The 19,326-nt window shown below is 63.0% G+C and carries 19 protein-coding genes; 9 read left to right on the top strand and 10 right to left on the bottom strand.

The features are described 5' to 3' along the window. Nucleotides 1-6: 6 nt before the first annotated feature. The gene (locus tag ACN5AZ_RS14125; protein ID WP_419429541.1) at nucleotides 7-1,239 is read left to right on the top strand and encodes an AGE family epimerase/isomerase; all 1,233 of its coding nucleotides are present in this window, start codon (nucleotides 7-9) and stop codon (nucleotides 1,237-1,239) included. Here ACN5AZ_RS14125 and ACN5AZ_RS14130 read toward each other — a convergent pair. The 9 genes from ACN5AZ_RS14130 to ACN5AZ_RS14170 form a co-directional block, all read right to left on the bottom strand. Beyond that, nucleotides 1,220-2,545: a sigma-54-dependent transcriptional regulator gene (locus tag ACN5AZ_RS14130; RefSeq protein ID WP_419429542.1), complete on the bottom strand. Its 1,326-nt coding sequence runs from the start codon at nucleotides 2,543-2,545 to the stop codon at nucleotides 1,220-1,222. The two genes, ACN5AZ_RS14125 and ACN5AZ_RS14130, sit on opposite strands and share 20 nt — an antisense overlap. Next, nucleotides 2,545-2,673 (bottom strand): hypothetical protein, encoded by a 129-nt coding sequence (locus tag ACN5AZ_RS14135; RefSeq protein WP_419429543.1) that lies wholly within the window; start codon nucleotides 2,671-2,673, stop codon nucleotides 2,545-2,547. Before ACN5AZ_RS14135 ends, ACN5AZ_RS14130 begins: the two co-directional genes overlap by 1 nt. Before the next feature lie 217 nt (nucleotides 2,674-2,890). Beyond that, nucleotides 2,891-4,150, bottom strand: coding sequence for a formate dehydrogenase subunit gamma (locus ACN5AZ_RS14140; RefSeq protein WP_419429684.1), 1,260 nt, complete (start codon nucleotides 4,148-4,150; stop codon nucleotides 2,891-2,893). 124 nt (nucleotides 4,151-4,274) lie between these two features. After that, a complete protein-coding gene (gene fdh3B, locus ACN5AZ_RS14145; RefSeq protein ID WP_419429544.1) occupies nucleotides 4,275-4,868 on the bottom strand; it encodes a formate dehydrogenase FDH3 subunit beta in 594 nt (197 codons plus the stop codon). 12 nt (nucleotides 4,869-4,880) lie between these two features. Then, nucleotides 4,881-7,778, bottom strand: coding sequence for a formate dehydrogenase subunit alpha (locus ACN5AZ_RS14150; protein WP_419429545.1), 2,898 nt, complete (start codon nucleotides 7,776-7,778; stop codon nucleotides 4,881-4,883). A gap of 146 nt (nucleotides 7,779-7,924) precedes the next feature. Next, nucleotides 7,925-8,107 carry a twin-arginine translocation signal domain-containing protein gene (locus ACN5AZ_RS14155; RefSeq protein WP_419429546.1) on the bottom strand — a complete coding sequence of 61 codons (183 nt, stop codon included), beginning with the start codon at nucleotides 8,105-8,107 and terminating at the stop codon, nucleotides 7,925-7,927. Between the two features lie 96 nt (nucleotides 8,108-8,203). Further along, nucleotides 8,204-8,803: a TorD/DmsD family molecular chaperone gene (locus tag ACN5AZ_RS14160; protein ID WP_419429547.1), complete on the bottom strand. Its 600-nt coding sequence runs from the start codon at nucleotides 8,801-8,803 to the stop codon at nucleotides 8,204-8,206. Continuing rightward, nucleotides 8,800-9,405 carry a DUF3306 domain-containing protein gene (locus tag ACN5AZ_RS14165; protein ID WP_419429548.1) on the bottom strand — a complete coding sequence of 202 codons (606 nt, stop codon included), beginning with the start codon at nucleotides 9,403-9,405 and terminating at the stop codon, nucleotides 8,800-8,802. The genes ACN5AZ_RS14160 and ACN5AZ_RS14165 overlap by 4 nt, the downstream gene beginning before the upstream one ends. Beyond that, nucleotides 9,402-9,935, bottom strand: coding sequence for a DUF3305 domain-containing protein (locus ACN5AZ_RS14170; protein ID WP_419429685.1), 534 nt, complete (start codon nucleotides 9,933-9,935; stop codon nucleotides 9,402-9,404). The genes ACN5AZ_RS14165 and ACN5AZ_RS14170 overlap by 4 nt, the downstream gene beginning before the upstream one ends. Before the next feature lie 369 nt (nucleotides 9,936-10,304). Here ACN5AZ_RS14170 and ACN5AZ_RS14175 point away from each other — a divergent pair, with 369 nt between their 5' ends. After that, nucleotides 10,305-12,251, top strand: a complete 1,947-nt coding sequence (locus ACN5AZ_RS14175; protein WP_419429549.1) for a 4Fe-4S binding protein — start codon at nucleotides 10,305-10,307, stop codon at nucleotides 12,249-12,251. A gap of 5 nt (nucleotides 12,252-12,256) precedes the next feature. Here the strand turns inward: ACN5AZ_RS14175 and ACN5AZ_RS14180 are convergent, their stop codons facing one another. Further along, the gene (locus tag ACN5AZ_RS14180; RefSeq protein WP_419429550.1) at nucleotides 12,257-12,997 is read right to left on the bottom strand and encodes a hypothetical protein; all 741 of its coding nucleotides are present in this window, start codon (nucleotides 12,995-12,997) and stop codon (nucleotides 12,257-12,259) included. Nucleotides 12,998-13,053: 56 nt separating this feature from the next. Between ACN5AZ_RS14180 and ACN5AZ_RS14185 the strand changes: the two genes are divergently transcribed. The 7 genes from ACN5AZ_RS14185 to ACN5AZ_RS14215 all read left to right on the top strand — a co-directional run bounded on the left by ACN5AZ_RS14185 (nucleotide 13,054) and on the right by ACN5AZ_RS14215 (nucleotide 19,262). Continuing rightward, on the top strand, nucleotides 13,054-13,245 hold the full coding sequence (locus tag ACN5AZ_RS14185) for a DUF6494 family protein (RefSeq protein WP_419429551.1): 192 nt from the start codon (nucleotides 13,054-13,056) through the stop codon (nucleotides 13,243-13,245). Between the two features lie 5 nt (nucleotides 13,246-13,250). Further along, a complete protein-coding gene (locus ACN5AZ_RS14190; RefSeq protein ID WP_419429552.1) occupies nucleotides 13,251-14,300 on the top strand; it encodes an Mrp/NBP35 family ATP-binding protein in 1,050 nt (349 codons plus the stop codon). After that, nucleotides 14,297-14,995, top strand: coding sequence for a DUF4444 domain-containing protein (locus ACN5AZ_RS14195; protein WP_419429553.1), 699 nt, complete (start codon nucleotides 14,297-14,299; stop codon nucleotides 14,993-14,995). The genes ACN5AZ_RS14190 and ACN5AZ_RS14195 overlap by 4 nt, the downstream gene beginning before the upstream one ends. Then, nucleotides 14,992-15,471: a DUF6505 family protein gene (locus tag ACN5AZ_RS14200; RefSeq protein WP_419429554.1), complete on the top strand. Its 480-nt coding sequence runs from the start codon at nucleotides 14,992-14,994 to the stop codon at nucleotides 15,469-15,471. Before ACN5AZ_RS14195 ends, ACN5AZ_RS14200 begins: the two co-directional genes overlap by 4 nt. Further along, nucleotides 15,468-17,453, top strand: coding sequence for a sensor histidine kinase (locus ACN5AZ_RS14205; RefSeq protein WP_419429555.1), 1,986 nt, complete (start codon nucleotides 15,468-15,470; stop codon nucleotides 17,451-17,453). The genes ACN5AZ_RS14200 and ACN5AZ_RS14205 overlap by 4 nt, the downstream gene beginning before the upstream one ends. An 18-nt stretch (nucleotides 17,454-17,471) precedes the next feature. Continuing rightward, nucleotides 17,472-17,969, top strand: coding sequence for a DUF2478 domain-containing protein (locus ACN5AZ_RS14210; protein WP_419429556.1), 498 nt, complete (start codon nucleotides 17,472-17,474; stop codon nucleotides 17,967-17,969). A 249-nt stretch (nucleotides 17,970-18,218) separates the two neighbouring features. Beyond that, complete coding sequence (locus ACN5AZ_RS14215) at nucleotides 18,219-19,262, top strand: C4-dicarboxylate TRAP transporter substrate-binding protein (RefSeq protein ID WP_419429557.1); 1,044 nt, start codon at nucleotides 18,219-18,221, stop codon at nucleotides 19,260-19,262. The last annotated feature ends 64 nt before the right edge of the window (nucleotides 19,263-19,326 follow it).

The following is a 19,326-nucleotide window of genomic DNA, read 5'->3' on the forward strand; positions in this document are numbered from 1 at the left end:
CCCCCAATGTTGCTTGCTTCGCCACAGGCCACGCGCTGGCTGGACGACGACACCCACCGTTTGTTTCTGGCCGAAGACGCCCGCCGTCAATTTGCGTTTTTCCGCCACAGCCTGCGCGCCGATGGCGGGTTTCATCAACTTGATGTCGATGGCACACCCCGTCCAACACAGGTGCAGGAACTGCACGCCACCACACGGATGATCCATTCCTTTGCCTTGGGCAAGCTGGCCGGTCTGGACAAGGGCGACGATATGATCGCCCACGGGCTGAGCTATCTGGGCGCGGGGCATCACGACGCGCAATATGGCGGCTATATCTGGGCGCGCGATGGCAAGGACATCAGCGACGGGCGCAAACTGGCCTATGGGCATGTCTTTGTCCTGCTCGCCGCTGCCAGCGCCCATGCCGCAGGGCATTCCACCGCTTTGGGTCTGTTGGATCAAGCCGATCAGGTGCTGACCCAACGGTTCTGGGAGGAAGACCACGGGCTGTTCGCGGACGAATGGAACCGCGACTGGACCCCGTTTTCCAGCTATCGCGGCATGAATGCCAATATGCACGGGGTGGAGGCCCTGCTTGCCGCGTTCGAGGCGACAGGCCGCAAGCATTTTCTTAAACGCGCAGGGCGCATCCTTTCGTTTTTTATGGACACCATCGCCCCACAGTATGATTGGCGCATTCCGGAACATTACACGGCGGACTGGCAGGTCGACCCCGCCTATGCGGGTGACCCGATGTTCCGACCGGCAGGCCACACGCCGGGACATTCGGTGGAATGGGCGCGGCTGTGGCTGCAATACGGGGCGCTGACCGGAACCGATGTCGAGGACGGCGCGCGCAAGATCGTGTATCGCGCCTTGCACGATGCATGGGACGAAAGCCGCGGCGGCGGTCTGATCTACACCTTGGACTTTGATGGCCAGCCCGCGATCCGAGACCGATACTGGTGGCCCGTGACTGAGGCCATCGGCGTTCTGGCCGCTTTGTTGAAAACCGGCGGCACCGCAGAGGACGAGGCATGGTACCACAAGATGTGGCAGTTTGCCGACGCGCATCTGATTGACCACAACCAAGGCGGCTGGTTCCCCGAGCTGGATGACGACAACCGCCCGAAGGCGCGGCAATTCGCGGGCAAGCCCGACATCTACCACGCGCTGCAGGCGGATATTCTGCCGCTCTTGCCGGAGCGGGCGAATATCTACGACGGTTTGCGGGCGCTCATTCCTCCCAAGCTGTGAGACGACGGTCGATGGTCTTGCGCGACACGCCCAAGCGTCGCGCAGCCTCGGCCCGGTTGCCCTCGCACAGGTCCAGAACATGCAGGATGTGGCGCTGCATCACCTGCTCCAGATTCTCGACAGCCCGCGCGCCAGTCACCTTTGAGTCGCCGGCAAATTCCGCTGGAAACCCGCCAAGGATCACCGAGCGTTCGATCAGGTTCTTGAGCTCGCGCACATTGCCGGGCCAGTGATAGCGGCTGAGCTTCAGCAAGGTATCTGCGGAAAGCTCCAACATCGGCAGGCCCAGCGTCGTCGACGACTGCTGCATGAACAGGGCGGAGAGTTCGGTGATATCCTCTAGCCGGTCCTTCAGGTCAGGCATATGGATGCGCACCACGTTCATGCGGTGATACAGATCGGCGCGGAAACGCCCCTTGGCCACGGCGGCGTCGAGATCGGCGTTGGTTGCAAACAGCAAACGCAGGTTCAGCGGGAATTCCCGCTCGGCCCCGATGGGCCGCACCCGCTGGTCTTCGAGCACACGCAGCAGCGCCGCCTGCACGACCTCAGGCATCTGCGCCACCTCGTCCAGAAACAGCGTCCCCCCGTCCGCGAGTAAGAACAGCCCCGGTTTCAGATCATCGCCCGGCCCGTTCACGCCGAACAGTTCCTGTGCGATGGTATCAGGCGCGATGGCCGCACAGTTGACAGGCACAAAGGGGCGTTCGGCACGATCAGACAGCCCATGCAGGGTGCGCGCGGCCAACTCCTTGCCCGTGCCGGACGCGCCGGTGAACAAGACCGGCGTCGGCAGGGGGGCGAGCGTTTTAAGCAGGCCGCGCACCTCTGTCAGCGCGGGCGATGTGCCCAGCAGCTTGCCCTGACCGTCGTGGTTCAGTTCGTGCCGCAGCAGCGTATTGTCCCGCCGCAGGTATTTGCGATCCAGCGTGCGCGCCACAGAGCCAAGGATCTGGTTGGCGCGAAACGGCTTGAGCACAAAATCCGAAACCCCCGCGCGCAACGCCGCAATGGCCGTTTCCAGATCGGCATAGGCGGTAATCAGGATGGTTTCCGCCATAAAGCCCAGCCGCCGCTGCTCTGCGACCCATTCCAGACCGGTCTTGCGCGGCATCACGTTGTCGAGGATCACCAGATCGAAATGGCATTCGTCCAGCTTGGCCGAGGCCTCGTCAGGTGAGGCGGCCAGTTCGACACGTTTGACCCGCGGCTGCAGCGTTTTGAACAGGAAGTTGCGCATGCCCGGCTCGTCATCGACGACCAGAACCTGCGCGCCTGCCAAATCGCTGCCGTAGTCCTCTGCCATCAGTCGATCCGGACGCTGCGATCATCCGCATGGGTTTGCGCCGTCGACAGGTTCAGCGCATTCAGACCGAACCAAGCCCCTGTCCCGATCACCGCCGCCGCCAGAATCCCAAGCAACACTGCCTTCATCTCTCACCTTCCTTTGTGGCCTGTTTCGGCCAACTCACCAAAAGTCGCGAAGGCCACAGCCCCACTGCATTGTCACAGCGGGGCGGTGGCGATCTGCCCGTCAGACGCCACAGCAAGCCCCTTGATGGGACCGCCGTGCCCTTTGGTTGGCATATTCCTGCGCGGTGGCGGGACAGGCCAACCAAAGCAAAACCATCGCCCGCCTGAGCGTGGCGGATCACTCCGCCGGTGTGTGGGACTTCAGCGCCTCGGGTGGGGCGGATGCCTCGCCCGCGGCCACCTTCTTTTCGTACCAGATCGAATGGTGCTGCACAGCCCAGTTCTCGTCCACCTGACCCGACCCCATGGCATCAAAGGCCCCTTCCATACCGACCGAGCCGATGTAGATATGGGCGATGATGATGGCCATCATGACAAAAGCGATGATCGCATGCCACAACTGGGCAAGCTGCATCTCTTCTTGCGGGGCAAGGTTCACCGGCAGCGGGTCCATCCCCAACAAGGACGGCACGCCGAGATCATTTGCCAGCAGGAACGATTTGGCAAACAGCGGCAGCTCCATCGGAAACAGCAGCGACAGGCCCGACACCGACACCGACGTCCCGAACAGCACCACCGACCAGAAGATGATCTTCTGGCCTGCGTTGAATTTCTCCGCAGGCGGGTGATTGTCACCCACGATGCCGCCGTATTGCTTGAACCAGATCAGGTCGAGCTTGTTGGGAATGTTGTGCCAGACCCACATAACGAACATCAAAACGATGCCCAGCATAAAGGCCCAGCTGACGTTGTTGTGGATGTATTTCGATCCGGTCAGCAGCCACGAATTCGCCTCATGGCCCATCAACGGGATCAGGAATTTCCGGCCGAACAGGGTGAACAGGCCGGTAAAGCCCAGCAGCACAAAGGACGAGGCCGTCATCCAATGCACCACACGTTCCAGCAGTTTGAACCGCTCGACCGTATGGCCGGTCTTGCCACCCTCGATCATGACCCGTCCACGCAGCACAAAGAACACCGCCAGCAGGCCGATGGTGCCCAACAACAGCCATCCGCCATAGGTGCGCAGCGGCCCCGCCCGGAATGTCAGCCACGGCATGCCGCCGTCCTGGATCATGACCTGGCCGACTTCGGTATTGGTGCTGACACGGGCATCGGGCAGTTTGTCATAGCGGATGGCACGCCACAGGTCCGAATCCGAGGCATTGCCCAGCGGCGACATCTCGCGCGGGGGCACGGCATCGCCGCCTGTGTTGCTGGACCGAAAGCTGTCGTCGATCTTTTGCCCTTCTTGACGGCGCAGAATATCCTCAAGCGTTTGCGCCCCGCCCGTTGCCTCCCGCGCGGCAGCCAGATCCAGCGCATCCTGCGGCGGGGCAGAAGGCGGTGCCAGCATGAATGAAAGCCCGGCCAGCACGGCCATGATCAGCAGGAGGCCCCAGACCCCGCGCGACCTTCCCTTGGAACGGTCTGTCATGTCGATCCCCACGAATTGCGTCACGGACCTGCGCCCGATTGGCGGTCCGTCAGTTTGGATGCAGGCCCTGCGGCCCACATGAAACATGATGTAGGCCGGGGATAATCCCCGGCCTACGGGAGCGTTACTGCCCCTTTTGGTCGTAGGCGGTGCCCCAGCCCCATGCGCCGGAGCCAAAGCCGCGCGCCACAACGCGTTCACGGTAGATGCCCGACACCACGTCGCCATCGCCCGCAAGAAGCGCCTTGGTAGAACACATCTCGGCACAGATCGGCAGTTTGCCTTCCGCGATGCGGTTACGGCCATACTTCTGGAACTCCTCTTGCGAGGTGTTCTCTTCGGGGCCACCGGCGCAAAAGGTGCATTTGTCCATCTTGCCGCGCGACCCGAAGTTGCCCGCCTGCGGATACTGCGGCGCACCAAAGGGGCACGCGTAAAAGCAGTAGCCGCAGCCGATGCACAGATCCTTGGAGTGCAGCACCACACCGTCATCGGTCTGGTAGAAACAATCCACCGGACAGACCGCCATGCAGGGCGCATCCGAGCAATGCATGCAGGCGACAGAGATCGAGCGTTCGCCCGGCTTGCCGTCCTGAATGGTCACCACGCGGCGGCGGTTGATGCCCCAAGGCACCTCGTGTTCATTCTTGCAGGCGGTGACGCAGGCGTTGCATTCAATGCAGCGTTCGGCGTCACAGAGAAACTTTGCTCTAGCCATATCAATCTCTCCTTATGCCGGCATGATCTTGCAGAGGGTGGCCTTGGTCTCTTGCATCTGAGTGACCGAGTCGTAGCCGTAGGTCTGCGCCGTATTGGTGGATTCCCCCAAAACGATGGGGTCCGCCCCTTCGGGGTATTTGGACCGCAGATCCTCGCCCTGAAAATGGCCGCCAAAGTGGAAGGGCATAAAGGCCACGCCTTCGCCCACACGTTCAGTGACCAGTGCCTTGACCTTGATCTTGCCGCCTTCGGGGCCTTCGACCCAGACCATACTCGCGTCGCGCACACCCAGATTGTTGGCATCACGGGTGTTGATTTCGATGAACATGTCCTGCTGCAACTCGGCCAGCCACGGGTTGGACCGGGTTTCATCGCCGCCGCCCTCGTATTCCACCAGACGGCCCGACGTCAGCACAATCGGATAGTCCTTGGAAAAGTCCTGCTTCTGGATCGACGCATACATCGTCGGCAGGCGGTAGAACTTGCGGTCGTCATAGGTCGGATAGTCTTCGACCAGATCGCGGCGGTTCGTGTACAGCGGCTCGCGGTGGACAGGGACCGGATCGGGGAAGGTCCAGACCACACAGCGTGCCTTGGCGTTGCCATAGGGCGCACAGCCGTGTTCGATCGCCACCCTCTGGATGCCGCCGGAAATATCCGTCTTCCAGTTGGTGTTCGGACCGGCCACGGCATCGATGGCCTCGCGTTCCTCTGCCGTCAGGTCGCCATCCCATCCCAGATCCATCAGCATTTGCATGGTGAACTCGGGGTAGCCGTCCTGCAGCTCTGCGCCGGGGTTCGACACCCCCTCGGCCAACAGGTTTTCCCCATTGCGTTCAACACCATAGCGCGCGCGGAACGGCAGACCGCCATCCTTTACGGGCAGATTGATGTTGTACAGGTTGGGCGAACCGGGGTGGTTCATCTCTGGCGTGCCCCAGCACGGCCATGGCAGACCGTAATAGTCCCCATCCGCCGGCCCACCATTGGCGCGCAGCGTGGTGCGGTCAAAGGTATGCTGGTTTTCCATGTGCATCTTCAGGCGTTCCGGCGACTGGCCGGTGTAGCCCACAGTCCACATGCCGCGGTTGTATTCGCGGGTTGTGTCCTCGATGTTCGGGGTCACCCCATCATCTTCGATGGCGATGTTGCGGAACAGGCGGTCGTGGAAGCCGAACTTTTTGGCAAACAGGCCGATGATCTCGTGATCGGGCTTGGATTCAAAGATCGGATCAACAACCTTCTGACGCCACTGGATCGACCGGTTCGACGCGGTGACCGATCCGGTGGTTTCAAACTGCGTACAGGCCGGCAGCAGATAGACGCCATCGGTGCGGTCATGCAGCACGGCAGAAACCGTGGGATACGGGTCGACAACGACCAGCATATCCAGCATTTCCATCGCCTTCTTCATCTCGACCATACGGGTCTGAGAGTTCGGCGCATGGCCCCAAAGCACCATCGCCCGCACATTGTTCGGCTGGTCGATGTTGTCCGCGTCTTCAAGGATACCGTCGATCCAACGCGACACCGGAATACCGGTCTCGTACATCAGATCCTTGTCCTTCCCATTGGCGCCTTTCATCTTGGCGAACTGACCGTTGAGCCAGTCAAAATCCTCGCCCCAAACGCGGCACCAGTGCTCCCACGATCCTTTGGCCAGACCGTAATAGCCCGCCAGCGTGTGCGACAGAACGCCAAGGTCGGTGGCCCCTTGCACGTTGTCGTGGCCACGGAAAATGTTGGTGCCGCCGCCCTCGACGCCCATGTTTCCCAGAGCCAGCTGAAGGATACAGTACGCGCGGGTGTTGTTGTTGCCGGTGGTGTGCTGCGTGCCACCCATACACCAGATCACGGTGCCGGGTCGGTTGTTGGCCAGCGTCCGCGCCACGCGGTGCATCTGCGATTCCGGCACACCGGTCACGCGCTCGACTTCGGCGGGGTTCCACTTAGCCACTTCCTCGCGGATCTGGTCCATGCCCCAGACACGGGTGCGGATGAATTCCTCATCCTCCCAACCGTTTTCAAAGATGTGCCACAGCAGACCCCAGACCACCGCCACGTCAGAGCCGGGGCGGATACGAACGAATTCATCCGCATGCGCCGCTGTCCGGGTAAAGCGCGGGTCGCAGACGATCATCGGTGCGTTGTTTTGCTCTTTCGCGCGCAAAACATGCAGCAAGGACACCGGGTGCGCCTCGGCTGGGTTGCCGCCGATGATAAAGATCGCACGGCTGTTGTGGATGTCATTGTAGCTGTTGGTCATGGCGCCGTAGCCCCATGTGTTCGCAACGCCCGCAACGGTGGTCGAGTGACAGATCCGCGCCTGATGGTCGACGTTGTTGGTGCCCCAATAGCGCGCGAATTTCTGGAACAGGTAGGCCTGTTCGTTGTTATGCTTGGCCGATCCCAGCCAATAGACAGAATCCGGTCCGCTTTCGTCGCGGATCGACATCATGCGGTCGCCGATCTCGGTGATGGCCTCTTCCCAAGAGATGCGCACCCATTCCCCGTCGACTTTCTTCATCGGGTATTTCAGGCGGCGTTCGCCGTGGGTGTGTTCACGCACCGATGCGCCCTTGGCGCAGTGGGAGCCAAGGTTGAACGGGCTGTCCCAGCCGGGCTCCTGCCCGGTCCAGACGCCGTTTTGCACCTCGGCCATGACGGTACATCCGACGGAACAATGGGTGCAGACCGATTTCTTGATTTCGACGTTGCCGGTGGCCGCTGTTGCGGCGGCTGCGGGCTGAACAGTGCCACCTGTCGCGGCAATCGCTGCCATTCCCCCGATCGCCAGACCCGATCCGCGCAAGAACCCGCGGCGGTCAACCGAGGTCTTGGAAACCTCGGACAGGATCGAAGTCCGCTGGGGGCGTCGCGCAACCCCGTTGGTCTTTTTCCTAAGCATGTGTCTCTCTCCCTTGCGCATCCGGACAGGGGTCCGGACTAGCTTGGTTGGCTCTTGACGTCGGGCAGTCGGGCCTCACGCAACCAGTCGCCTGTCGTCGGTTATCAGGTCCGCGTTGCTGCGGGCTCTGGGCTTTTTTGGCGCGCTCAGAAGCGTGCGGAGTCGAGATACGCGCGGGTGTGCGCGGTGTCCTGCATCCGGCTGGATGACAGATCGGGTGTGGCGGCTTCGGCCTGCGTTCCGGTGGTGGCAACCGCCACGGCAGCCGCAGGGGCCGCTGTGCCCGCCAGTTTCAGAAAGTCGCGGCGCGTGGCCTCTTTGTCCGACATTCTGCTCTCCCTTTGATGGATGTGCCTGCGGCACCTCCGGTTCCGACCCCTGCGGGCCGCTCGATGCGCAAGGGGGCGCCCCCTTGCAGGTTCAGCTCAGGTCAGGCGGAAGGCCTCCGCCTCGATCTCCATAAAGCTGCGGCCGATGCTGCCGACGGGGGCGTAGAACACCGACCCTTTCGCGGCTTCGAGATCGGCAAAGAAATGCCCCGCCCAAGGTGCGATATGCTTGGCAAAGAATTCCTTCTGCTGCGCCAGATCGGCCGCAGGGCCAAACCGGCCCACGATCAGGGCGCCCATCATCTCCATCAGCGAGGCTATATTGTCTTCGGGTTCGAACACCGTGTCGGCGCGGGCCAGACCACGGCGGGTCATGTCCAGACGCAACGCCGCCAGCGGCTTTTCGTTCAAAAATCCGGTCATGTAATAGGACGCGTAGGGCAGCAGTTCGCCCCGACCCAAACCGATGAAAAGCTTGTTATATTCGCTTTGGACGGTTTTGGGCTTTGTCACCTTGGCCATTTTGGCCAGCGTTGTGATCGCCTGCCCCAGATCGGTGGCGTCACCGGACAGGCTGGCGGTCTGCGCCAACAGCATCTCGTCGGGCGGGGCGGCAAGGATCAGGCCGAGGAAATTATAAAGATCCGCGCGCAGGCGGTCCTCTTCGGCGATTGTCGGGGCGGGTGCTGCGGTCATGCGCGTCCTTCCGTGTCCTCGAACCGGAACCGCATGCGCCGTGCGCCGGACGGCATGGGCGGTTCGTCGTCCTGTGGGGTATCACTTAGCGGAGTTTCTTCTGCGTCAATGGTTTGCGCCGCATCCGCCGTCATTTGGGTCGGTGGCTCGGGCAGGTCTTCGTCGGTGGCGGGTTCGCACGATGCCTGCTCTGCCTTGGCCTCTGCCGCGCGGGCGGCCTCGGCTGCCTTGTCGAACATGCCTTTGCCGACCTGATAGACGGTTTGCATACCTTCGACGACCAGCGCCGCGTCGGTGTAATCCTCGCCGTATTCCACCAGCCCGTCGAGATTGGCCAGAACGGGGTTGAGCCGCCACAACCGGCGCAAGGCCCGTGTTTTCAACCGCTGCGGCAGAGCGGTGCGCAAAAGCGCTTGCACCTCTTCGGGGCTGTCCATCTCGTCAGGGTCGCGCAGCCCTGCCTCGGCCAACAGCTCCGCGTCGTCGCGTTCGGCAAGCGCTTGCTCCGCCTCGGCAAGGCGCGCGTCCTCGGCAGCTTGCGCCTCTTGCAGCTGCTCCTCGGCGACGGCGGCCTTGCGGCGTTCCCAGAAACCGCCGCTCATTGCATCCGTCTCCGCTTCAGCGCGGGCGAGGCATAGATATCGCCCGCCTTATGAATGCGTGGATCGCCGATGCCGTCCTCGTGCAAATCAACGCGCGCATTGCGGCGCTTGCGTTTGACGAACACCTCTTCCTCGTAGAATTCCTCGATGAAGCTGCGCACCCACGCCACCAGCCCCTCGGGCATCGGCACCTTTTCCACCAGCTCGTCGCCGCTGTCGGTGTAATCCTGCGCCTCGTAGGGAGAGGCGGTCACGCGCAGAATTTCATAAGGGTGCTCGCCCGTCACCGGACGCATGATCACATAGATGCTGGGCACCGCATCGCTGAGGCCGGTCAGATAGGCCTCTGCCTCGGCGCCGTGCAGCTCCAGAACCGGCGTGTCGGCGTGATATTCTACCGCATCGCCTTCGCGGCGCAGTTCCCGCCAATCCGCAGGCGCAGCCCCCGGCAGAACCGCAACCGCCCGCCACGCCCATTTCGCCCAACGGGTGACACCGGGCGTCCGTCGCAGGACGACCCCCACCGGCATGGTGCGATAGGCCTTTGGGTTGTGGATCACGGTGTTCCTCCTTGGCTGCAAACGGTGGCGTATCCCGCCTGTGGGCAAAAGCGGTTTCCGAGCGATTTCAGCGCTTCACCGGTTTTCGGGTCAAATTGTCCAGCCCCTCCACCCCTCACATAGCGCGATGGACATTCTGTCCAACTTGATTAATTCGCTCAGTTTTCGGGCAGTTTGAAAACACCCGAATCACCCCGCCGCGAAACCCGCCGCACTGCAGAGGCCCCCGTGATGCACGCCCCTTGAAATCGGTTGTCGGCGACCGAGAATCATGTGTAGCTAACCGCTCGTCGGGCCGCAAAACCGGTGCCGACCGCGTCCAGAAAACAGGTGGGAAAAATGTCTAAGACACTGATTACATGTGACTGTCTGGGCAGCCAATCCATTGACGCAGCCGCCTTGGATCAGCAGTCGGACCTTGACGTGCGCCCCCCCTGTTCGGCCCTGTGCACCCGCGATATCGCCCTTGCACAGGAAGCGTTGACGCAAGGGGATGCAATTTTTGCCTGCACGCAGGAAGAGGCCACATTCACAGCCCTCGCAGAGGACATGGGCCTGACCCCGCCCCCCCTGCTGGACCTGCGTGATCGCGCCGGGTGGAGCGATGACCCCGCCCCGAAACTACCCAAAATGTCCGCCTTGCTGGCAGAGGCGCAATTGCCCGCAGCCCCGGAAAAGACATTCGACGTAATCTCGGAAGGGTTGTGCCTGATTGTCGGCGCGCCAGAGGTGGCGTTGATGGCGGCAGAACAGCTCAAGGATCATCTGGGTGTGACCGTGCTGCTGCCCGATGGCGCTGACGTGCCGGATACCCGCGCCTATGACGTGGTAACGGGCCGGTTGCGGCAGGCCAGCGGCGCGCTTGGCCGGTTCGAGGTCACGATTGATGCGCTGCGCATGATCGAGCCCGAAGGGCGCGGCCCCCTGACCCTGACGCCGCCGCAGGATGGCGGGCGGTCGGACTGCGACATTCTGCTGGATCTGCGCGGCGAGACCCCGTTGTTTCCCGCCCATGAAAAGCGCGACGGCTATCTGCGCGCCGAACCCGGGCACCCCGCAGGCGTGGCTGCCGCCATTCTTGCCGCCTCGCATTTGACCGGCACCTTTGAAAAGACGCTGCATGTGCGGATGGAGCCGCTGCTGTGCGCCCATTCCCGCGCCGAACAGGTGGGCTGTACCCGCTGCCTTGATCTGTGTCCGACCGGGGCAATCCTGCCCGCCGGGGAACATGTGTCTGTCGATCCGCTGATCTGTGCAGGCTGCGGGGCCTGTTCTGCAGCCTGTCCCTCCGGCGCGATCAGCTATGACGCCCCGCCCGTGGATGAGGTCATGCGCCGCGTGCAAACGCTGGCGAAGGCCTATCTGGATGCAGGCGGCAGCGCCCCACGGCTGCTGGTGCATGACGCCGAAGGGGCAGAGATGATCCGGCTCAGCGCACGCCACGGGAAGGGGCTGCCTGCCGATGTCATCCCTTTGGAGCTTCCCAAGGTCGGAGCCTTTGGTCATGCGGAAATGATTGCCGCGCTGGCGGCTGGCTTTGCGTCCGTGGCCATGCTTCCGTCCGCTGGGGGCGATGCGGCGGCGCTTGCGGCGCAGATGGCGCTGGCCACGGCCATCGGCGGGGACAATCGCATTGCCTTGATCGACACGCGCGACCCCGACGCCATGAGCGATGCGCTGTACGACACCGCCTCCCCTGCCCCCGTGGACCAGCCGGTGCGCCCCATGGGCACCCGTCGCCAGATCACCCGACAGGCTGCGCGGGCATTGCATCCCGACACCGACCAGATCCCCCTGCCCCAAGGCGCGCCCTATGGGGCCGTTCTGGTGGATCAGGACGCCTGCACCTTGTGTTTGTCTTGCGTGTCGCTGTGCCCCTCCGGCGCTTTGGGCGACAACCCCGACCGGCCCGAGCTGCGGTTTCAAGAGGACGCCTGCCTGCAATGCGGCATCTGCGCCACCGCCTGCCCCGAAACGGCCATCACGCTGGAACCGCGTCTGGATCTGACCAAAGGCGCGCTGGACCAGAAGATCCTGAAAGAGGAAGAGCCCTTTGCCTGCATCGAATGCGGATCGCTGTTTGGTGTCAAATCAACTGTCGAGCGCGTGATGCAAAAGCTTGAAGGGCACGCCATGTTCGGCGGCGACCGGCTGCGCATGATCCAGATGTGTGACGATTGCCGCGTGAATGCGCAGTATCACGCGGAAAACAATCCCCTCTCGGGCGGGGAACGCCCGCGCACCCGCACCACCGACGACTACCTGTCAACGCGGCGCGACCATTGAGCAGATCACTGGTTTTGCAGCGGCGCGCCCAGATCCGCCGCGCCGAGCGTCGCCACATAGGCGGCGACCGCCTCGACCTCGGGGAGGGTCATTTCGACCGGCACGATAGGGCTGGGATGCAGCGGATCAAAGGGCGGGGTGACGTCCTCGATCTGGGTAAAGGACGGGTGCGGGTTCAACGCGAAAAAACCGATAAACCGGTGCTCCCAATCCGCAAAGCCGCGCAGCAGCGCAAAGCTGGGCGTCGATCCGATGCCCGTGAGACGTGTCGCCTCGTCCACCGCATGGCAGCGCCCGCATTTCTGCACCGCGATGTCGTGACCCTGCTCAGCATCCCCCGTCAGGGTCGGGCGCACCTCTGGGGCAATCTCAGACACAGGTGCGGCGAACAGCGGGGCCCCATCGGGGGCAAAGGACAGAACAGTTTTCAACCCGATCTCGCTGCGCAGCCAATCGGCAAACCGCTCCGTCCATTGCGTCTGGTACCGGAGGCGCAGCCCCCACGCCCCACCGGCGCCAATGAACAGCGGGCTGCCCGCCTCATGGAAAACCGCCTGTGCGGTGTCAGCTTCTTGTACAAGCAGCACGGCGATCTGCGTCTTCAGCTTGAACCGGGGCAGGATGTGCTGCATCACTCCGGTCTCGACCAGCGCGGGCGGCGCGTACAACAGAACCTGCCGCTCTTGCTGGGCCACCGCCTTGAAGGGCAGCGCCACAAAGGCCAGTATCAGAACCAAGACACGCATAGCCGCCAGCCTAAGCGCCGCGCGCGCCATGCGTCAACGTCCACAGGAGTTCCCCGATGAGCGACGATTTCAACATGTCCATGCGCAAGTTCCTCAAGCAGGTTGGCGTGACCTCTCAGCAGGCCATCGAAGAGGCGATGCGCGCGGCCGAGACCTCGGGCCAGACATTCGCGGTCAAGGCCGTGATCACCATTCCCGAACTGGGCATGACCCATGAGGTCGACGGCGAGATCAAGGGACAGGAGTAAGACAGGTGGCCACCCGCGAAGAGGTTCTGGAGATCCTGAAAACCATCCCCGCCCCCAACGGCGGCGATATTGTGGCCGCCGGTGTGGTGCGCGCCCTTGGCGTGGCCGACAGCGGCGTGCGTTTTGTCCTGGAGGTGCCCCCCGGACAGGCCAAAACCTGGGAGCCGATCAAGGCGCAGGCAGAGGCGGCGCTTGAGAAGGCCGGTGTCGGCAGCGTCAACATCGCGCTCACCGCCGATGCGCCGCCTCCCGGACTGGGCGCAAAGCCCAAGCCAAAGCCGCAAGGCCCGCAAAAGATCCCGGGCGTGGATCATCTGATCGCCGTCGCCTCGGGCAAGGGCGGGGTCGGGAAATCGACCGTCTCCGCAAACCTTGCCTGTGCGCTGGCCGCACAAGGCCGCCGCGTGGGTCTGCTGGACGCTGATGTCTACGGCCCGTCGCAGCCCCGGATGCTGGGCGTGTCTGGGCGGCCCGCCTCCCCCGATGGCAAGACCATCCTGCCGCTGCGCAACCACGGCGTCACCATGATGTCGATGGGTTTGATGACCAACGAAGGTCAGGCGGTCGCATGGCGCGGCCCGATGCTGATGGGCGCGCTGCAGCAGATGATGATGCAGGTGCAATGGGGGGCGCTGGACGTGCTGATCGTCGATCTGCCACCCGGCACCGGCGATGTGCAGATGACATTGGCCCAAAAGGCCGAAGTTGACGGCGCCATCGTTGTGTCCACCCCGCAGGATGTGGCGCTTCTGGACGCGCGCAAAGGCATCGACATGTTCCAGCAGCTCAAAGTGCCTCTGCTTGGCATGATCGAGAACATGAGCACCCATATCTGTTCCAATTGCGGGCATGAGGAACACGTCTTTGGCCACGGCGGCGTCAAGGCCGAGGCGGAAAAGCTTGGCGTGCCCTTGCTGGCGGAAATTCCGCTGGATTTGCAGATCCGTCTGGCCGCAGACGGCGGTGCACCGATCGTGGTCAGCCAACCCGACAGCCCGCAAGCGCAGGCCTTTCACAAGGTGGCAAAAGCTCTGGTCGATCAGGGCGTGGCATGACGCTGGCCTTTCCTCCGGCGATGTATGGCGAGGCGGTGGGGGGCGATCCCGCCGAGACCGCCGTCATGCGTGCCATTCAGGGGGTGGATGCGGGGCTGGTCTGCCACCGCATCACCGCCGACCGCGCAGGCGCCGCTGTCGTTCTGACGCCCGAGGTGCCGCTGGCACAAGCGATGGCCATGCTGCCGCTCTGCGGGGTAGGGTTCCAGAACGCACTTGGCGCGCTGGCCCCGCCAGAGGTCGCGGTGCATCTGGAATGGCACGGGCCGCTGCGGGTGAACGGCGCGCGCTGCGGGCTCATGCGGGCCTTTGCATCGACCGATGATCCGCAAGCGATCCCCGATTGGATTGTCATCGCATGGGACATCGCGCTGCTGCCGCTGGACCCTGAAACCGGCCGTGATCCCGACCGCACCGCGCTGTTTGTCGAAGGCTGCGCCGATGTTGACCCCGCCCATCTGGTAGAGGCATGGGCCCGCCACAGCCTGCTGTGGATCGCCCGGTGGGAGGACGAAGGCACCGCTCCGCTGCATGCCGAGTGGCGCGGGCTGGTGCATGGCATGGGCGAAACTGTCACGCGCGGCGATATCTCGGGGACGTTTCTGGGCGTGGATGAGGATTTCGGCATGTTGATCCGAGACCATGACACCACCCATCTGATCCCGCTGACGACCCTATTGGAGGACCGACCATGAAGCTGGCACGCGCCATCCACTTCGACGAAAGCGACACATTGGTCTTTGCCAAACCGGCCCGCACCGGCGAATGGTGCATTCCCGGCGGGTTCGAGTTCTCTGACTGGACAGAGGACGACCTGACCGGAAAGGCACGTCAGGCCTTTGCCAACGGCTGGTTGGGGCTGGAGACGGGCGGGCGCGTGACCTTTGTCGCCGTCACCAGCATCGAGCCCACCGAACTGGCCACGCTGGAGGTCGCGCTGGCCGAGCATTTTGTGACCTACTATGGCGCGCCCTCGGTCGATGCCGCCCGCCCTGTGGCGCGTGAAGAGCTGTTCCACATGGCCGATCTGTGCGAGGATCACGACCCCAACACGCTGCTGACCGTGGCGCGCGAGCTTGCCGAAGGCGGCGTGCGCGAGGTGTTCCGCGTGATCGAGGCCCCCGACGCCGAGCTGGAACAATTCGCCATTCACGCGACGCCCGACACGTGACGCGGCCTCGCCGGAAACATCGGCTGTTGACCGGCGCGATCCGCGTCCGGCTGCTGTTTCTGGCGCTTGCCCCCTTGGTATTGTTGACGCCACTGCTGCTTTTGCTGGGGGCAGCCCGATGGTCAGCGGATTATGACAAGGTTCTGATCGCAAACGTGGAATCCGATCTGCGCATCGCCGAACAATATCTTGCACGCATTTTGCAGACCACCGGCGACGAGCTGACGGGCGTTGCAGAATCCGTCCAGTTTGCATCCATCCCGCAGGCCTCGCGAACCACGCAGAATGCGTTTTTCGCATCAAAGCGCGAAGCCTTGGGGCTCGATTTCCTCTATTATGCGCCGGTTGATCAGGCGGATGGCGATTGGCCCGTCATTGCCAGCGCCCTGTCCGGCCGTCCCGCCACGGCCATTGACGTCTTTGCCTCTGATGAACTGGCGGCTTTGTCGGAAGGGCTGGCCGCGCGGGCCAAGGTTGATCTGATCGACACCCGCGCAGCCCTGCCCACGGACCGGCAGACCGAAGACCGCGGCATGGTGGTCCATTCCGCAGCCCCCGTGCGCATCGACGGCGCGCGCGGCGTTCTGGTGGGCGGCGTGTTGCTGAACCGCAATCTGCAATTCATCGATACGATCAACGCGCTGGTGTACCTCAACGCAGTCACCGGCGGTGAGCGCCAAGGCACCACCACGCTGTTTCTCGACGATGTGCGGGTGTCCACCAATGTGCGCCTGTTCGAAGATGTCCGCGCCCTTGGCACCCGTGTCTCGGCAGAGGTGCGCGCCGCCGTTCTGGATCAGGGACAGACATGGCTGAACCGCGCCTTTGTGGTGAATGATTGGTATATCTCCGGCTACCTGCCACTGCGCGACAGTTTCGGGACAGCGGTGGGCATGCTCTATGTCGGCTTTCTCGAAGCGCCCTTCACCGCCGCCAAGCGCAACGCCTTTCTGGTCATGCTGGCGGCCTTTTGCGGCATTGTCGCGCTATCCGCGCCGATCTTTTTGTGGCTGGCCAAGGGGATCTTTGCGCCCTTGGAACGCATGACCGAAACCATGTCGCGGGTCAAACGGGGCAATCTGTCCGCGCGCATCGGGCCGGTGCGGTCCTCGGACGAGATCGGACAGGTCGCCGGTCATCTGGATGATCTGCTGGATCAGGTGCAGGACCGCGATGCCCGCCTGCGGGCCTGGGCCGATGAGCTGAACACACGCGTCGAAGAGCGCACCGCCGAGCTGCAAGAAGCCAATGCCAAGCTCGAAGACACTTGGCGGCAGTTGGTCATGAGCGAAAAGCTTGCCTCCATCGGGGAAATCACCGCAGGGGTCGCGCATGAGATCAACAACCCCGTCGCCGTGATACAAGGCAATCTGGATGTGTTGCGCGACAGTCTGGGCGATCACAGCGCGGATGTGAAAACCGAACTGGACCTGATTGACCAGCAAGTGGTGCGCATCAATGCCATCGTGGGCAAACTGCTGCAATTTGCGCGGCCCAACGACTTTGCCGGCGCGGAACAGGCGCTGCATCTGGGGCCGGTGGTGCGTGATTGTCTGGTTCTGGTGGACCACGTTCTGGCGCAATCGGGCATCACGGTCGAGACGGATCTGAGGGAGACCGCGCCCGTGGGCATCGGCACTGGCGAGATGCAGCAGGTGGTCATCAACCTGATCGTCAACGCGGCCCACGCGATGGAAGACACCGCCGACCGTCCCGCTGTGCTGACACTGGCGCTGCGCGAGGCGGATTATCACGACCGCGCGGGCGTCGAACTGGTGGTGGCCGATACCGGACCGGGCATCCCGGACAGTTTGTTGGACACGGTCTTTGACCCGTTCTTTACCACCAAACAGGCCGAGGGCACGGGGCTGGGCCTGTCGATCTCGCAGACCTTGATCCAACGGGCGGGGGGCCGCATCCGTTACCGCAACCGCGCCAAAGGCGGCGCTGAATTCACCGTCTGGCTGCCCGCACAGACCTGACCACAAGGACCACCGCGCATGTTGGGATACATCAGCGCCGAGGGGCGCGGCACCGGAGACAGGCTTCTGACCTGCGTCGCGCAACACCTGCGTGCGCAAAACGTGCCGCTTGCCGGGGCGATCCAGATCAACCGCGAAACCGATCCCGCGCGCAAATGCGATATGGATCTGCATATCCTGTCCGGTCAGGACGTGATCCGCATCAGCCAGAACCTTGGGGTCTTGTCGCGGGGCTGCCGGTTGGACCCGGCAGGACTGGAGCAGGCCGTGGGTCTGGTGGCCAAAGCGCTGGATCACGCACCGGCGCTGCTGATCGCCAACAAATACGGCAAGCAAGAGATCGACGGGCGCGGATTTCGCCCCGTGATCGCCGAGGCGCTATCGCGCGACATTCCGGTGATTCTGTCAGTGAACCCCAACAATGTCGCGGCATTTCTGCAATTCGCGGGCGCGTTGGCCGAACCTGTGGGTGACACGCTGGATGGCGCGCTGGACTGGGTCGCACGCCAGATCTAGTCCCGATGCCGCGCCTGCACGGTCGAGTTGCGGATTCCCGCCCCCTTATTCCACAGCGCTGCTCGACTGCGTCAAAGCGGTCTGCATGGCGCGCTATGCTTCCCTTGCGGCAATGCAGCGGGATTTCTGCAATCCCGTCGATGCACAGATATACGTGCTATCAGCATGCAACCCCTTGCCAGTTCGGGGGGTGCCGTGCGTACTATGTGAAATAGCGTTCCGCATAGTGGAATTCTAAGGGAGGAAACCATGAAACTTTTGAAAACAGCCGCCTTGGGCGCGCTGCTTGCATCCACGTACGCTGTTCAGGCAGAAACCACGCTGATCCTTGGTGAAGCCGGGCCGAACCGGGGCGCGCGCGCTGCGGCCACCACCTTTTTCACCGAGAAAGCCACCGAACTGTCTGGCGGCGATCTGCAATTCGACATCCAATGGGGGGGCGCCCTGTTCAAGGCCGGTGCGGCGCTGAACGGAATCGGCGACGGCGTCGCGGATCTGGGGACCATCATTTCGGTCTATTTCCCGCAGGAAATGGTGGCCTATGGCATCGCCGATCTGCCGCTGCAGAATGACGACGCCTGGGTTGGCATGAAGGCCACCGATGCGCTGTTGCGCAATAACGAAAGCATTCAAGCCAATCTGGCGGACATGAACCTTGTCTACCTTGGCACCTTTACCACCTCTGCGGTGCATATCGGCTGTAAAGGCACCGCCATCCGCTCCGTTGACGATATCGCAGGCAAAAAGGTCCGTGGCACCGGTGCCTATGGCGATACCTTCCGCGACATGGGGGCCAATATGGTGCCGATGTCGATCTACGACGCCTATCAGGGGCTGGATTCCGGGCTGCTGGATTGCTCGCAAGGCTACAGCTACGCCACTGCCGCGCTCAAGCAGCACGAGGTGATCGACAGCTATACCCTGATGAACTGGGGTCAGGTCGGGGGCCTCGGCATCCTGATGAACAAGGACATGTTCGACAGCCTGTCTGAAGAGAACCAGCAGGCGCTGTTGGATGCAGGCGAAGGCATGGCCGATGAACTGGGCCGCCTGATCACCGCCGACAACAACAAGGCCATCGAAACCATGAAGGCGGCCGGCGTCGAGATCATCACCCTGCCCGATGCGGACCGCGCAAAACTGGTCGAAGCGGGTGAACCCTACGTCGAGCAATGGGTGGAACGTGCCGGATCTGTCGGTCTGGATGGCCAAGCGCTGCTGGAGGAATACAAAGCCCTGCTGGCCGAATACGCCGCCAAGCGTGACGCACAAGGCTACCCCTGGGAGCGCTGATCCCATCGCCCGATCCCGCCGCCACCTGCCGCAGATGCGGGTGGCGGCCCCCTTCCCCATTCCA

Origin of the sequence: Sagittula sp. SSi028, from assembly GCF_048553715.1 — a bacterium.
Lineage (GTDB): Bacteria > Pseudomonadota > Alphaproteobacteria > Rhodobacterales > Rhodobacteraceae > Sagittula.

What these genes read in the sequence shown, in the direction of transcription:
- ACN5AZ_RS14150 (WP_419429545.1), bottom strand. Translation starts at nt 7,778, where the DNA reads ATGCTTAGGAAAAAGACCAACGGGGTTGCGCGACGCCCCCAGCGGACT.
- ACN5AZ_RS14185 (WP_419429551.1), top strand. Translation starts at nt 13,054, where the DNA reads ATGAGCGACGATTTCAACATGTCCATGCGCAAGTTCCTCAAGCAGGTT.
- ACN5AZ_RS14170 (WP_419429685.1), bottom strand. Translation starts at nt 9,935, where the DNA reads ATGCCGGTGGGGGTCGTCCTGCGACGGACGCCCGGTGTCACCCGTTGG.
- ACN5AZ_RS14180 (WP_419429550.1), bottom strand. Translation starts at nt 12,997, where the DNA reads ATGCGTGTCTTGGTTCTGATACTGGCCTTTGTGGCGCTGCCCTTCAAG.
- ACN5AZ_RS14155 (WP_419429546.1), bottom strand. Translation starts at nt 8,107, where the DNA reads ATGTCGGACAAAGAGGCCACGCGCCGCGACTTTCTGAAACTGGCGGGC.
- ACN5AZ_RS14125 (WP_419429541.1), top strand. Translation starts at nt 7, where the DNA reads ATGTTGCTTGCTTCGCCACAGGCCACGCGCTGGCTGGACGACGACACC.
- ACN5AZ_RS14140 (WP_419429684.1), bottom strand. Translation starts at nt 4,150, where the DNA reads ATGACAGACCGTTCCAAGGGAAGGTCGCGCGGGGTCTGGGGCCTCCTG.
- ACN5AZ_RS14160 (WP_419429547.1), bottom strand. Translation starts at nt 8,803, where the DNA reads ATGACCGCAGCACCCGCCCCGACAATCGCCGAAGAGGACCGCCTGCGC.
- ACN5AZ_RS14175 (WP_419429549.1), top strand. Translation starts at nt 10,305, where the DNA reads ATGTCTAAGACACTGATTACATGTGACTGTCTGGGCAGCCAATCCATT.
- ACN5AZ_RS14200 (WP_419429554.1), top strand. Translation starts at nt 14,992, where the DNA reads ATGAAGCTGGCACGCGCCATCCACTTCGACGAAAGCGACACATTGGTC.
- ACN5AZ_RS14210 (WP_419429556.1), top strand. Translation starts at nt 17,472, where the DNA reads ATGTTGGGATACATCAGCGCCGAGGGGCGCGGCACCGGAGACAGGCTT.
- fdh3B (WP_419429544.1), bottom strand. Translation starts at nt 4,868, where the DNA reads ATGGCTAGAGCAAAGTTTCTCTGTGACGCCGAACGCTGCATTGAATGC.
- ACN5AZ_RS14215 (WP_419429557.1), top strand. Translation starts at nt 18,219, where the DNA reads ATGAAACTTTTGAAAACAGCCGCCTTGGGCGCGCTGCTTGCATCCACG.
- ACN5AZ_RS14135 (WP_419429543.1), bottom strand. Translation starts at nt 2,673, where the DNA reads ATGAAGGCAGTGTTGCTTGGGATTCTGGCGGCGGCGGTGATCGGGACA.
- ACN5AZ_RS14165 (WP_419429548.1), bottom strand. Translation starts at nt 9,405, where the DNA reads ATGAGCGGCGGTTTCTGGGAACGCCGCAAGGCCGCCGTCGCCGAGGAG.
- ACN5AZ_RS14130 (WP_419429542.1), bottom strand. Translation starts at nt 2,545, where the DNA reads ATGGCAGAGGACTACGGCAGCGATTTGGCAGGCGCGCAGGTTCTGGTC.
- ACN5AZ_RS14195 (WP_419429553.1), top strand. Translation starts at nt 14,297, where the DNA reads ATGACGCTGGCCTTTCCTCCGGCGATGTATGGCGAGGCGGTGGGGGGC.